The organism is Bifidobacterium bombi DSM 19703 (assembly GCF_000737845.1).
Taxonomy (GTDB): Bacteria; Actinomycetota; Actinomycetes; order Actinomycetales; family Bifidobacteriaceae; genus Bifidobacterium; species Bifidobacterium bombi.
Genome location: NZ_ATLK01000001.1, coordinates 39,401 through 52,033, shown reverse-complemented (window position 1 = coordinate 52,033; position 12,633 = coordinate 39,401). Strand labels below are relative to the sequence as shown.

Here is a 12,633-nt window from a genome sequence, read left to right as displayed (position 1 = left end):
ACTAATTGACAAGTGAGCGCAGAAAACCACGAACGGCGCTCAGGATTTTGGTACCAACAGAAGAACCAATCCTGGTTAAAGCCCATGCAGCCAACGACCGATGACATTCGCGACCCCACGTCAAACTGTCGGCACAGACGACAACACACAGTCGTCGCGGGCATGCGTAGCCGAACCCCGAACACGTGGAACAATTACAGATTCCACCGGTCGATGACACGGTCGTTCTTGTAGTAGCTCAGCACGGAAAAGTGCGCTGTGTCAAAGCGCAGAAGCCTTGCCTGACGCGGATCGACGCCAAGCCATTGACTCGTGACGATACGAAGTACATGCGCGTGGGCGACGAGCAGCACATCGTGCCCCGACAGCACTCGCCTATCAACCGATTCCAGCAGGTGCCTGGCACGCAAAGCCACCTCTTCTATGGTCTCGCCCACACCGTTTCGCACAAGAATCTTACGCCCCGTAGGCAGTCCGGCAACCCACTCGCCTGTCGAAATGCCGTCCAGAGCTTCGGTGCCATCTCTCCAGAGCTCCCATTGGCGGCCGAGCAGCTGGCTGACCTGGTCACGGGTACGGCCTTCGGCCCGGCCATAATCCCATTCCAATAGATCTTCCGTGGTCCGGTAATGCTCAAATCCGGCACGTTCCGCGGTCATGCGTGCGCGACTCAAAGGGCTCACCAGCACATCGGGGGCATCGAAACCGCTTGGAAACGCCTCTCGTAAACGACGGCCACCTTCCGTGGCTTGACGCTCCCCTTCGTCCGTGAGAGGGATGTCGGTGCGCCCCGTGTGCTGGCCGCTCAGACTCCAAGCCGTCTGTCCATGACGCATCAATACCAGATAACCTGGCGAAGAAGCTCCATTGCCTGACGTAATGTAATTAGCCATACCACGACTATAGCGCGTCGTCATGCCAGGGGCATATTTCACCACTGCATGTATCATCACCTGGTCGTATCATTGATTTATGCGCAATACACTCAAGTCCGGCTTCACCAAGATAACCCGCACCAGTAATGTTCCGGCATCCGCATGGCAAAACGGCCGCGGTCAGAATGACGGCAAACCAAGCCGACAGCATGCACAGTCCGCGCCTGAAAACGGAACGCTCACCCAGGATGCGCACGGCACCTCCGATGCCGATGGCATAGTCGAGCGCTTTCATGAGGCGGATGGCAAGATCGCACAGGCTCGTCAGAGACTGCTCGACGACCCGGACACATTGGGAGACAAGGCGTTCAAATCCATCGTGCCCATGCTCACCGGCATTCTAGGGGGCAAGGCATTCCAATGGATCTGGGACAACACGCTGACCAAGTACAGCAGAAACACCAGGCACGGGGCAGAGGAAGAATCCACACACCAACAGGGAATCTTCGCCAGCATTATCTTTGCCGTGCTTTCCGCGGCTTTCGGCGCGGTCATCAGTGAATTCTCGAACCGAAGCACGCAAGCCGTCGTCAATCGTATACAACGCAGGCGCAAGTAAGCCGCATTCATACCCTGCCAATCGGATGTCACTCACAGTCAGGCCTCCCACGCGAGTGGATGAGATCAGCCATGATTCTCGGGTCTGCGACGTGCAGCAAATACGCGGCACACACGCCGCCATGCGGGAACACACCCGGGCGGGCACGGCCATGCGGCCATAGACCTGAATCTTCATAACCACATGCAAAGACGCCGTTGAAGCAATCGCCTCAATGGCGTCGAATACTGCAGACTCTCATACAGGAACGTCCGAGCCAGCTTTTTCAATCGCGCACGACGATTGCGAGCATGCGCCCCTCGCGCTCCTTTCGTGCGAGTGAGGAACGCCGGTGCGAATACCACATCGGATTCTCCAACGTACACAACGGGTGGTGCACATGGAGTGAACCCTCATCAAAACCGCTTCCACGTTCATCAGACCAGTCGTCGGCTTGGCTCAGACCTCGTAGTTCAGCGTCATCGGCCAAGTATTGAGTGGCGGCGGCCACCCTCGGCAGTGAGGATACCACGTTGTCCGCAGGTACCCCGGCGGCGCGCAATTCCTGCAACGCCGCACCGGCAATGTCAATGCCCGGCCCACCGAATCGGGTAAGACTGGACGTTCCCGGGAAGCGGGCGTCGAAAGCACCAGCGATGCCATCACCCACCTCATAGCAATCAGAGCAGATACATGGCCCTAGGGTGGCCGCGATGCGATTGGGCATGGCTCCTTTGTCTTCCATCATCCCCACAACGGAGCCGATGATTCCGCGCTCCAACCCCTTCCTTCCGCAATGGGCGGCGCCGATGACACCGACCTCAGGGTCGGCCAGCAGCACCGGCAGACAATCAGCTGCGAACATTCCCAAGGCGACGCCTCTACGTGAAGTGACCTGTCCATCAGCTTCCACATCGGCAATGGTAATCTGGCCGCTTGCTCGCACCCCCAGCAAAGGCCCTTCCTTGCCAGCATCGGAAACCTCAATCAATCCATCGACGTCCACGGCACGCCCAGAGTGAACCTGGGAGACCAGAGCAAGTGGGGCACCTACCACATGCGCCACCGCAAGCCTGTTATTTCTGACGTGTGACGGATCATCGCCACCTTTGCCTCCGAGATTGCAGTGAGCATACCCACCTTCGCTGACCCCGCCAAGTCGTGTGGTGTATATGACTCGCACCCCTGGTGCCAGCACAACGGGAATGGTGACCGGTATGGGTTGCCCTTCGTCATCCGTTGAAGGAATGGCGCTGCTGTCCAGAATCGTTTCACTCTCGACGACACCATCGTTTTGTTCACCGTCTCGCCCGAACACGGATTCCTCTGACATATCGCTCTCCCATCAGCGTTCTCATTGCCCATACGCCACCATACTCCAACCACCGCGAGCACAGGCGGATGCACGATTCTATCACATGCGCTGTTTGAAGCCCCGCGCGGGATTCACGAGGAACACCATCGGCATGTAAGGCGCTCCACCGGCATATATAATGAAAAACGCCAGTGACGCATGTGCCCACATGGACACGCCCCACTGACGCTTCAATTCCTACTCTGTTGCGCTATCGACCCAATCAGTCCTCGAACGGATCGAAATCACGACGCACCTGGCGACGTGGACGCTCATGGCGCTCCTCACGATTCGAACGATACTCATCATAGTGATCGTCGGTGGCATAGCGAGGATTACGGTCGTTCCTGCGGCCTCCACGGAACGTACGCCCTTCACGCCCGCGATATTCACCGCGTCGACCGCGGTCGTCCCGTGAAGGACGCTCATCCGCATCAATGCTATCCTCGCGAACCTCACGGCGACGGCGCGGACGGTCATCATAATCACGGTCGTCACGACGACGACGCGGTTCATGACGGCGGTCATCGCGGCCTTCACGGGAAGGCCGCTCGGCTTGTTCAACGATGTCATCCAAATCCACATCGTCCACATCGTCTTCCACCTCGACAAGGCGGCGACGCGGACGGTCATCATAATCGCGGTCATCGTGGCGACGATCCTCACGGGAACGACCACGGTATCCATGGTCATCGCGATGTTCGAAGCCCCTATGGTCATCATGGCTTTCACGACGCGCGTGGGATCCGAAGTTCTGCTCCTCTTCGAATCCAGGAATGGCCAGCGAAATCTTGCCACGGTCATCCACTCCCTGCACCACGACCTCGACGTTGTCACCTTCAGTGAGCACGTCTTCAACGGCATCGATGCGTTCACCGTCGGTGAGATTGCGAATCTGGGAGATGTGCAACAACCCATCGGTGCCCGGGGTGAGGTTCACGAAAGCGCCGAAGCTTGTGGTCTTGACTACCTTGCCGTTGAAGGTCTCCCCCACTGCCGGTACATGCGGGTTGGCGATGGAGTCTATCGTGGCCTTGGCCTTCTCCGCGGCGTCTCCACCCTCGGAAGCGATGTAGACCGTTCCGTCATCCTCAATGGTGACCGTCGCACCGGTGTCTTCCTGAATCTGGTTAATCATCTTGCCCTTGGGCCCAATCACCTCTCCGATCTTATCCACCGGAACGTTGGTGGTGATGATGCGGGGAGCTGTGGGGCTCATCTCAGCCGGAGCGTCGATGCACTCGTCAATCACCTCGAGGATCGTGGTACGCGCATCCTTGGCCTGCTGCAATGCAGCAGAAAGCACATCAGCCGGAATGCCGTCAAGTTTGGTGTCAAGCTGAAGGGCCGTGATGAACTCGGAGGTACCGGCGACCTTGAAGTCCATGTCGCCGAACGCATCTTCCGCACCAAGAATGTCGGTCAAGGTCTTGTAAACATGCTTGCCGTCGACGTCACCCGAAACCAAGCCCATGGCGATGCCCGCCACCGGCGCCTTCAGAGGAACTCCCGCCGCCAACAGCGACAATGTGGAAGCACACACGGAGCCCATGGATGTGGAACCGTTGGAACCGATCGCCTCGGAAACCTGGCGAATGGCATACGGGAAGTCCTCACGGCTTGGCAGAACCGGCGTCAAAGCCTTCTCTGCGAGAGCACCATGACCTACCTCACGGCGCTTGGGCGAGCCCACGCGGCCGGTCTCACCTGTGGAATACGGAGGCATCTCATAATTGTGCATATAACGCTTCGTCTGAGGACCCGAAATGGCATCAAGCGTCTGCTCCATCTTGAGCATGCCCAATGTCGTTACACCCAGAATCTGGGTCTCGCCGCGCTGGAAGAGCGCCGAACCATGCACGCGAGGAACGATGTCCACTTCCGCGGAAAGCGTACGGATGTCCTTCAGGCCACGCCCATCGATGCGGTAGTCCTCGGTAAGGATGCGACGACGAACGATCTGCCGCTGAAGCTCCTTAAAGGCGTTGCCCAGTTCCTTGTCCTTCTCATCATCGTCCATGTCGGTGAACTCATCGGCAAGCTTGGTGCGAACGTCTTCCTTGATCTCGTGGATGCGTTCCTGGCGCGGAAGCTTCTCCGCGATGGAAAGTGCCTCGGAAAGATCGTCGTGTGCGATCTCGTCGATGCGCTTGTACAACTCGTCCGTGTATTCGGGGAACAGCTGGAATTCCTTCGTATTGGCCTTTCCTGCTTTCTCCTTGAGCTCGTTCTGAGCCTCGCAGATCACCTTGATGAAAGGCTTCGCGGCTTCAAGGCCGCCGGCCACCACAGCCTCATCGGGTTTTTCCTGACCCTCGTCATAGATGAGGTTCCAGGCGTTCTTGCCCGCACCCGCTTCTATCATCGCGATCGCCACATCACCGTTCTCGATCACACGGCCGGCGACGACGATTTCAAACACGGCGCGGTCACGCTCGCTCCAGCGCGGGAAAGCGACCCACTGACCATCGACCAGAGCCAGACGGACCCCGGACACTGGGCCTTCAAACGGCAGCCCGGAGATCATGGTGGAAGCGGAAGCCGCGTTAAGTGCAATCATGTCATAGGCATCATCGGGGTTGCACGAGAGGACCGTCTCCACGACCTGCACCTCATTGCGCAATGTGTGCGGGAACAGGGGACGCAATGGGCGATCGATGATACGGCACGCCAGAATGGCGTCGTTCGAGGGACGCCCCTCACGACGGAAGAAGGAGCCGGGAATCTTACCTGCGGCGTACATCTTCTCCTCGACGTCGACGGTCAGCGGGAAGAAGTCATAGTTCTCCTTGGGGCTCGAACCGGCGGTCGTGGTGGAAAGCACCATCGAATCGTCATCCAGATATGCGGCTACGGCGCCGTCCGCCTGCTGGGCCAAACGACCCGTCTCGAAGCGCAGCACACGCTTGCCAAATGTTCCATTATCGATTACGGCTTCAACAGCCTTTATTTCGGGACCCTCCACGGGTTCCTCCTTTGTTTGATTTACCTGATACTCTGCATACCTCAAAATGTTTGATGTCATCGTGGACGTTAACTCATCACGCACATCGCCGTATCCTCATCCGTCCGGACGCCATGTTCACTTCTCAGCGTCAGCTGTTTTTAATTATAGTGTAGTTTTCATCGGTCTTCACCTTAAGACCGTCCAGTGTTTCCCTCGCAAATCGGCAGATCGCCGGAAGAAGGCGCGTACCGTCGCATCGCGGCCCTATTGCAAAAATGCCCGAGCAAAGCCCGGGCACAAAGCTATCGACGCAAACCGAGACGCTCAATGAGCGAACGGTAACGGTTGATGTCTTCACGCTTCAAGTAGTCAAGCAGACGACGACGGTCGCCAACCATGAGCAACAGACCACGGCGCGAATGATGATCGTGCTGATGGGTCTTAAGGTGCTCGGTCAAATCCGCAATACGCCGGGTAAGCAAAGCCACCTGAACCTCCGGGGAACCCGTGTCACCCTCATGCGTAGCGTACTTGCTAATGATCTCTTGCTTGACTTCAGCCGTAAGTGCCACGGCATCCTCCTTATAGTTGCTGCGCGGTGCCACCGATCCTGTACCGGAGGCGCTCTCCATCCGCGGGCGAAACACGCCAACAATCAAGTATACACAACAGCATGGAGAACCTCAGTGCGCACACGCCCATCATACCGAAGACAGCGCGGGAATGCCGACGAAGATGGCGAGGAGCAACGCCACCGCCTCAAAGAAGAAAAACATCAGGAACGCGGCCCAGCTATGGGTGAATACGTTCAATGTGGAATCAGGACGAATCGCGACCAAAAGCCCCACGTACACCACAGCAAACACCCCAGCGCCGATGATTACGGCCAGAATGCCAAGATTCGCGGCATTCGGCAAGGCTGACGCTTCGGCATAGATCACGCGGGTGGAATACCAGAAATTGAATTTCAGCACGCATGCACCGGCGAAAAGCTGTTCGACGGCCAACGCGAATACAAAAAGGTGACGCCAAAGCCAGGTGGAAGATTCCACAAGGGCCAGCCCCAGAAAGGCAAGACCCACCATGCTCACCATCCACGAAATGAACGTGATTCCCTGCGGCGTGAACGGGCTGAGCACTCTGAGAACCACGGAAGCGTGATTCAACGCCAGCTTCCGACCAACCCAATACGGGAGCACGATGGCCAGCAGGACAAGGACCACGTAAGTGCCCCAAGCCCAGGGATTGAATCTGCTGCGCTGAATGTCAGCCCAGGATACATCGGTCTCAGGAATCGTGGAAACGGGATGTTTGGACACGGGAACCTGCTCCACCTTCCCAGCGATGATCTCGGTGGCCTGGTTGGAGAGCCTTCTATCGTCGGAAGACTCCTCCGCATCGGGGATCGTATTTCCGTGACCGTCTCGACCCCTTGTAGTATCTGACATCATTCCGCCCCGCTCTCGACTGCTTTCAGTGCATTACCTTACCCGGATAATGGTAAAACGCCATCTGCCGACGAGGACTTCCCGCGCCCCACCACGCACCGAGCCCGCAACCTGGGGGCAGACGGCCCGACCTCGCGCATCGGTGCTGCACCACGCCAATAAGTACGGTCGCCGCCTACGTGCATTGCAACGCACTCGAACCACGTCTGAAAATTTCCGACGCATTAACATAATATATTGGACACAGAGGCCGTCCGAAAGACACTACATCACAGCCACAAAGTCCTCTGGAGTAGCGCAATAATCTACGTAAACCGGAGGTGCGCTTTCCGGCTCGTTTCATCCCGGATGTTCACTGCGAACCTGGCGAATTATTCTCAGGTACAGTAAATAGCTCCTCATTTGATGTCATTTTTGTATCACCAACGCAGGATATGAATTCCAAGAGAATTCAAAAGACTGATATCTCGACATCTTTTCAAGATCGAGCATGGAGCGGATGACGGGAATCGAACCCGCGTAATCAGCTTGGAAGGCTGAGGCTCTACCATTGAGCTACATCCGCACACCGTTCCAGCGTGAGCTGAACAGCAATAGACAAGTGTACACGAACCCCGCCCCAGTGCGACACGTCCAACGAAAGCCGCCCCGCACCGAATCGATATCCGCCGAACAAACCGACTCCACCCGCGTCACCACCGCACGGATATGCGTTCACGCTCATGCGGTCGATCGGACTCGATCTCATCTACCATTGCCGTGGCAAAATCAGCGTAGCTAATAGCGCTGACGCCATCGGAGTCCGTGCTGTACTCCTCACCCGCCAGCACATAGCGCCCCTTCGTCTCCCCCGTCGCCCTGAAATCTGCGGCCGGGCTGAGATAGGTCCAACGGACGTCGCCACGCTTACGCAAAGCGTCGAGGGCATGGCCCATGGCGACGGGGATGGCTTTGATATCATCCGGGAACTCATCGGAAAGCTTGGCGACATGCGCTTTGTCGGTGTACAGACTCCCCGCTCCGCCAATCACCAAGAGCCTTGTCCGACTGCCCGAAAGAACATCACAGAGATGTCGCAGCGAGCTGATGTGCTCGTCGGCTTTGTCCGGTGTCGTGCCGAAAGCATCCACCACGGCATCGAAACCTTGCAGATCCGCATCGGTAAGATCGAAAAGATCCCTGACCATGGCATGTTGAGCCAGCGTGCTGTTCCCATGACGCACCACAGCCGTCACATCCATGCCACGCTTCACCGCCTCGGTGACGATGAGCCGCCCTTCCTTGCCATTCGCCCCGACCACTGCTATTTTTCTGCTCATGCTGCCTCCCGGCCTCTGATGCTACTTACAATAACATTATGTTATCTTTTCTCGGCGTGAGGATTGGTTTCACCATAGAGCGCACAAACGAATCATTCGAAGCGCAAGCGAACCTGCGAACACGACGCCACGCGGAACGCCAGCAACCAAGAAACCACGGGCACAGACCAGGGCACAGAAAAAGAAAACAACCGCGTCCGGCTGCGACACGATGCACGATCAGACCAGAATGAGCGCATGATCTACGGCATGACACCGATTTGCAAGGACGAAGAGAACTATATGAAAAGTCCCGTCAACAAAAGTGACGGGACATATGTTCGCCAGTCCGACTCGAATGGGGAAACACCGCTCTCTCCCGTGCGACCGAGCTAGTGCACTACCGGGCGAAAAGGCATCAGTGGCCGGACTTTACGCCATCTTTTCCACGAATGGCAAAGGAGACCACAAAGGCAACAACGGCCAGTACCAAGGCGAAGATGAAGCCCCAGCGAGAGCCGGTAACGAAGGCCATCGGCTCTGAAGCTCCGCCTGCATAAGAATTCTGGCCTGCAGCAAGCAGAATCGTGGCTATAGCCGTGACGACCGCACCGAGCACCTGTTGCAGCGTATTGAGGATCGTGGATCCGTCCGTCGAAAGATGTTCAGGCAGTGAAGCCAAGGCAGATGACTGCGCAGGGCTCATGGCCATCGGCACGCCAATCATCAGAATTACGTGCGCCGCGATGATGAACGCCATAGAAGAGGAAGGCTTAGCCATCATAAGCAGCACCAAGCCGACCATCGACAACAGCAGGCCGACACGAATCAGCCACTTCGGACCGATGCTGTCGTACAGACGGCCGGCCAGCAGAGAGACGATCGCATTGACCACACCGCCAGGCAACATCACCAAGCCGGTCATGGCGACAGCCACGCCCATCCCCTTCTGCAACTCCTGCGGCATGAGATACATGGATGCCAACGTGATACCGAAGTTCATCATGACGATGATGGCACCGGCTGTGAACTGCCTGATGCCGAGTGCCCTAAGGTCAATCACTGGGTTGCTCATATGCAGCTGTCGATAGCTGTACCAAACGATGGACAGCACTCCCACGGCGAGCACCACAATGACAGGCGGGGCAAAACCGAGTACGCTGATCAGACTTACCCCCAGTACCAGACCGCCAAATCCAAGTACGGACGTAAGGCAGGAGAGAGCATCGATCTTCGGCTTGGTCTGCTTATACGGACTGACCCCCCAAACGAACGCACACACGATGGCAACGGCGGCAATGATGGCGAAAAAGAAGAAGATGGCGCGCCAGGAAAGCGTACCGATAAGCGCGCCGGCGAGCGTCGGACCGATGGCAGGAGCGAACATGATGACCAGGCTCGCCGTTCCCATCGCCGCGCCGATCTTCGCCAACGGGAATATCTCGGTGATGACCGAGAACATCATCGGCAACACCAGACCAGTGGATATACCTTGGATCATACGGCCCACAAGCACCACGGCGAAGGCCGAGCTCGGGGCGAATCCGGAGACCAATGCGCCCACGAAGAACGCACAAAGCGCCACAATCAAAATTGACTTGGCTTTGAACCACTTCATGAGAAGGCCGGCGAACGGCAGCACGATGCCTATGACGAGCATGTAGCCCACCACCATCCACTGCACTACGCCTGTTGAGACATGGAAGGTGCCCATCAGATCAGGCAGAGCTATGTTCATCGAAGTTTCGGAAAGCATCCCCAAGAAAGCACCAAGATACAGCCCCAGCATGGCCAGGTTCGGATGTTCCACATGAAATCTGGCTTTGGCATCCATGAACTCCTGACCATCGGCACCTGCGGAGATACCACCGACGGCTGAGTGCCCGGCACCGCCTTCACTTCCAACCAACGTCCCGTCGGTCTTCCCTGCGGTCTCCCCGCTCATTTTTCCGCCATTTTCCCCCATTTTGGGCATGGTTGTTTCAAACATGGTTGAACCCATGAATCCCTTCTCAAATCATATGCAATCAGTTGGTGATTGTGCATCTATCTCGCACTGGAAGCGCGCATTCTACCCGGCGAACCCCCGGACCCGCTCCCGCGCATTGCTTTATAGAGAGTGACGCCAACGCATCCGCTTATTCAAACAGGATCCCCTCAAATCCCTAAGCAAATTCCTTATTATTAGCGAACCGCCGGACAAGCGGTATAGATACCGACTGATTATAGACAAGTCCGGCGAGAGCAACAGTTTTCGGCACGCTACCGACGTCAGTACACAAAGGAACTGCAAAATGGCTCGAGCACACAACATGACAAGCATCGTCAATGACAAATTCTCGAAACCCCATCAAGCCGCCATAAGTTCAAACTACAGCACGACCAAAGCCACAAGCAACGGTCACAGTGGTCATTCTTTTTGTGCAAGGATGCGATCGACCAACTCCTGCTTTTCATGGATCTGGCCGGTGAAGCCTGGCCGGATGTCGAGTTTCAGACTGACCGAAGTACGGTATCCCTGTCCCGCCAATCTCAACGTGGCATCACGCACAACCCGAAGCACCTCGTCCAAATCACCTTCGATGTTGGTGAACATAGCGTTGGTCTCGTTGGGAAGGCCAGACTGACGAATCACCTCTATGGCCTGAGAAACCGGCACACTGAGCTCGGCGCCTGTTCCGCTGGGGGCGATGGCCACAGCCGCCACCGTGTTGATATAGGGCTTGCCCGTGGTACCATCAACGGGAACCTCCTGGCGCACCGCGTTCCTATCGATGGCCTGATTCTTAATACCCTTACTCATGAGCCGCCTCCATACACGTTCATGACTCCATCAACCAAAACCACGGGTCCAAACCGCACATCGCCATCAACCCGGCATACGACGCACCCGCATGTTCCAATCTACCATACACCACAGGGAAACGCTCCTTGCCCATTAGATAACACATACGACCACCGGCGTATATAGTTATGTGCAAGAAAATGCAGTGGCTATACACTAACGACCATAAGACTGCGGAGATGACAGATATGTCGGAAAACACACTGAAGGCAGGCGCCACGGGCATTCGTTGGTTCTGCAAGGAACACACTTCGATTGCCGCGATGCTGTCCGTATTCTGCGGCGGGACGATCGGCTCGCTGCTACGAATCACCCTAGGCTTTTTGCAATCGACTTCGCCCGGCGCATGGCCTTGGGCCACCACGATCGTCAACCTTGTTGGCGCCTTCATGCTTGGGGTCATCACTGAATGGTTCGCCCTGACGGGCGAGGATTCAGGGGGCAGGAAGGTAGCACGACTCGGGCTGGGAACAGGTCTCATCGGTGGTTTCACCACATATGGCACCATGATCATCGAGATGAACACGCGTCTGTTCACCCACCACATTATGCTCGCAATCGGCTATTCGGCAGTGAGCATCGTGGTTGGCCTGTTATGCGCAAGCTTGGGCATAGTCGTCGGCACCGTTTGGGCCCACCATTCAGGGAATCGACTTACGAAAGTCACCGCTTTCAACACCGATAGCGACGCCCACGCCAAGGCATCGTTCGTACAAGCCACCAGACAGGAACATGGTGATGCCGAGCTTCAGATAACCGCGGCTCGCGGCGGGGCCGAGCGATCAACCGTCCAGGTTCGATGCGCCAAGGGGCCGCAAGACGTTAAGGACAACACTGATGGCGGGAGCGAGGAGGTCTAGAAGATGAACCATCCATTGCTCATGTTTTTTGCCGCTTTGTTGGGTGGATGCGGCGCCGTTCTGCGCATGATGGTGGACGGTTGGATCAACATCCACATCACGCCCCACTACCACTGGGGATTTCCACTGGGGACGATTATCGTGAACGTCACCGCATGCTTCGCTTTGGGACTTCTCACAGGACTCGGCATTGCCCACATTGCCCCCGACCCGGTCCGCTTCCTGCTCGGCTCGGGCTTCCTCGGCGGCTATTCGACATTCAGCACCGCCAGCGTGGAGGGAGTCAGACTCCTTAAAGCCGGTCATCCCGGCCTTTTCGTGGTCCATACAGGCGGGATGCTGATTTTGAGCCTGGCCGCAACGTGGCTGGGCTTCGTTGCCGTATAAAGATTCCAAAACAAACGTATC

General features: G+C 56.8%; 11 protein-coding genes and 1 tRNA gene. 3 read left to right on the top strand and 9 right to left on the bottom strand.

The window, feature by feature from the left end; all coding sequences use genetic code 11:
- Window positions 1–194 precede the first annotated feature (194 nt).
- Window positions 195–893, bottom strand: coding sequence for a histidine phosphatase family protein (locus tag BBOMB_RS00190; protein ID WP_044087758.1), 699 nt, complete (start codon window positions 891–893; stop codon window positions 195–197).
- Window positions 894–972: 79 nt separating this feature from the next.
- Here BBOMB_RS00190 and BBOMB_RS00185 point away from each other — a divergent pair, with 79 nt between their 5' ends.
- Complete coding sequence (locus BBOMB_RS00185; protein ID WP_081867177.1) at window positions 973–1,494, top strand: DUF4235 domain-containing protein; 522 nt, start codon at window positions 973–975, stop codon at window positions 1,492–1,494.
- A 265-nt stretch (window positions 1,495–1,759) separates the two neighbouring features.
- On the opposite strand, the gene BBOMB_RS00180 is transcribed toward BBOMB_RS00185, so the two are convergent.
- The 8 genes from BBOMB_RS00180 to BBOMB_RS00145 all read right to left on the bottom strand — a co-directional run bounded on the left by BBOMB_RS00180 (window position 1,760) and on the right by BBOMB_RS00145 (window position 11,323).
- Window positions 1,760–2,806 carry a purine nucleoside phosphorylase YfiH/LACC1 family protein gene (locus BBOMB_RS00180; RefSeq protein ID WP_044087720.1) on the bottom strand — a complete coding sequence of 349 codons (1,047 nt, stop codon included), beginning with the start codon at window positions 2,804–2,806 and terminating at the stop codon, window positions 1,760–1,762.
- 244 nt (window positions 2,807–3,050) lie between these two features.
- Window positions 3,051–5,792 (bottom strand): polyribonucleotide nucleotidyltransferase, encoded by a 2,742-nt coding sequence (locus BBOMB_RS00175; protein WP_044087721.1) that lies wholly within the window; start codon window positions 5,790–5,792, stop codon window positions 3,051–3,053.
- A 284-nt stretch (window positions 5,793–6,076) separates the two neighbouring features.
- The gene (gene rpsO, locus BBOMB_RS00170; protein ID WP_044087760.1) at window positions 6,077–6,346 is read right to left on the bottom strand and encodes a 30S ribosomal protein S15; all 270 of its coding nucleotides are present in this window, start codon (window positions 6,344–6,346) and stop codon (window positions 6,077–6,079) included.
- A 129-nt stretch (window positions 6,347–6,475) separates the two neighbouring features.
- Window positions 6,476–7,222: a hypothetical protein gene (locus tag BBOMB_RS00165; protein ID WP_238549833.1), complete on the bottom strand. Its 747-nt coding sequence runs from the start codon at window positions 7,220–7,222 to the stop codon at window positions 6,476–6,478.
- A 491-nt stretch (window positions 7,223–7,713) separates the two neighbouring features.
- Window positions 7,714–7,787 (bottom strand) — tRNA-Gly (locus BBOMB_RS00160).
- A 127-nt stretch (window positions 7,788–7,914) separates the two neighbouring features.
- Window positions 7,915–8,541 carry an NAD(P)-dependent oxidoreductase gene (locus BBOMB_RS00155; protein WP_044087722.1) on the bottom strand — a complete coding sequence of 209 codons (627 nt, stop codon included), beginning with the start codon at window positions 8,539–8,541 and terminating at the stop codon, window positions 7,915–7,917.
- A gap of 397 nt (window positions 8,542–8,938) precedes the next feature.
- The gene (locus BBOMB_RS00150; protein WP_238549832.1) at window positions 8,939–10,465 is read right to left on the bottom strand and encodes a DHA2 family efflux MFS transporter permease subunit; all 1,527 of its coding nucleotides are present in this window, start codon (window positions 10,463–10,465) and stop codon (window positions 8,939–8,941) included.
- Window positions 10,466–10,930: 465 nt separating this feature from the next.
- Complete coding sequence (locus BBOMB_RS00145) at window positions 10,931–11,323, bottom strand: thiamine-binding protein (RefSeq protein WP_044087723.1); 393 nt, start codon at window positions 11,321–11,323, stop codon at window positions 10,931–10,933.
- Window positions 11,324–11,553: 230 nt separating this feature from the next.
- Here BBOMB_RS00145 and BBOMB_RS07415 point away from each other — a divergent pair, with 230 nt between their 5' ends.
- Together BBOMB_RS07415 and BBOMB_RS00135 are read left to right on the top strand one after the other, a co-directional pair.
- Complete coding sequence (locus BBOMB_RS07415) at window positions 11,554–12,225, top strand: fluoride efflux transporter FluC (protein WP_161787711.1); 672 nt, start codon at window positions 11,554–11,556, stop codon at window positions 12,223–12,225.
- Between the two features lie 3 nt (window positions 12,226–12,228).
- Window positions 12,229–12,612: a fluoride efflux transporter FluC gene (locus tag BBOMB_RS00135; protein ID WP_044087724.1), complete on the top strand. Its 384-nt coding sequence runs from the start codon at window positions 12,229–12,231 to the stop codon at window positions 12,610–12,612.
- The last annotated feature ends 21 nt before the right edge of the window (window positions 12,613–12,633 follow it).

Bases quoted from the DNA above. Each gene is read 5' to 3' on its own strand.
- BBOMB_RS00190 (WP_044087758.1), bottom strand. From the start codon at position 893: ATGGCTAATTACATTACGTCAGGCAATGGAGCTTCTTCGCCAGGTTAT.
- BBOMB_RS00185 (WP_081867177.1), top strand. From the start codon at position 973: ATGCGCAATACACTCAAGTCCGGCTTCACCAAGATAACCCGCACCAGT.
- BBOMB_RS00180 (WP_044087720.1), bottom strand. From the start codon at position 2,806: ATGTCAGAGGAATCCGTGTTCGGGCGAGACGGTGAACAAAACGATGGT.
- BBOMB_RS00165 (WP_238549833.1), bottom strand. From the start codon at position 7,222: ATGTCAGATACTACAAGGGGTCGAGACGGTCACGGAAATACGATCCCC.
- BBOMB_RS00155 (WP_044087722.1), bottom strand. From the start codon at position 8,541: ATGAGCAGAAAAATAGCAGTGGTCGGGGCGAATGGCAAGGAAGGGCGG.
- BBOMB_RS00150 (WP_238549832.1), bottom strand. From the start codon at position 10,465: ATGAGCGGGGAGACCGCAGGGAAGACCGACGGGACGTTGGTTGGAAGT.
- BBOMB_RS00145 (WP_044087723.1), bottom strand. From the start codon at position 11,323: ATGAGTAAGGGTATTAAGAATCAGGCCATCGATAGGAACGCGGTGCGC.
- BBOMB_RS07415 (WP_161787711.1), top strand. From the start codon at position 11,554: ATGTCGGAAAACACACTGAAGGCAGGCGCCACGGGCATTCGTTGGTTC.
- BBOMB_RS00135 (WP_044087724.1), top strand. From the start codon at position 12,229: ATGAACCATCCATTGCTCATGTTTTTTGCCGCTTTGTTGGGTGGATGC.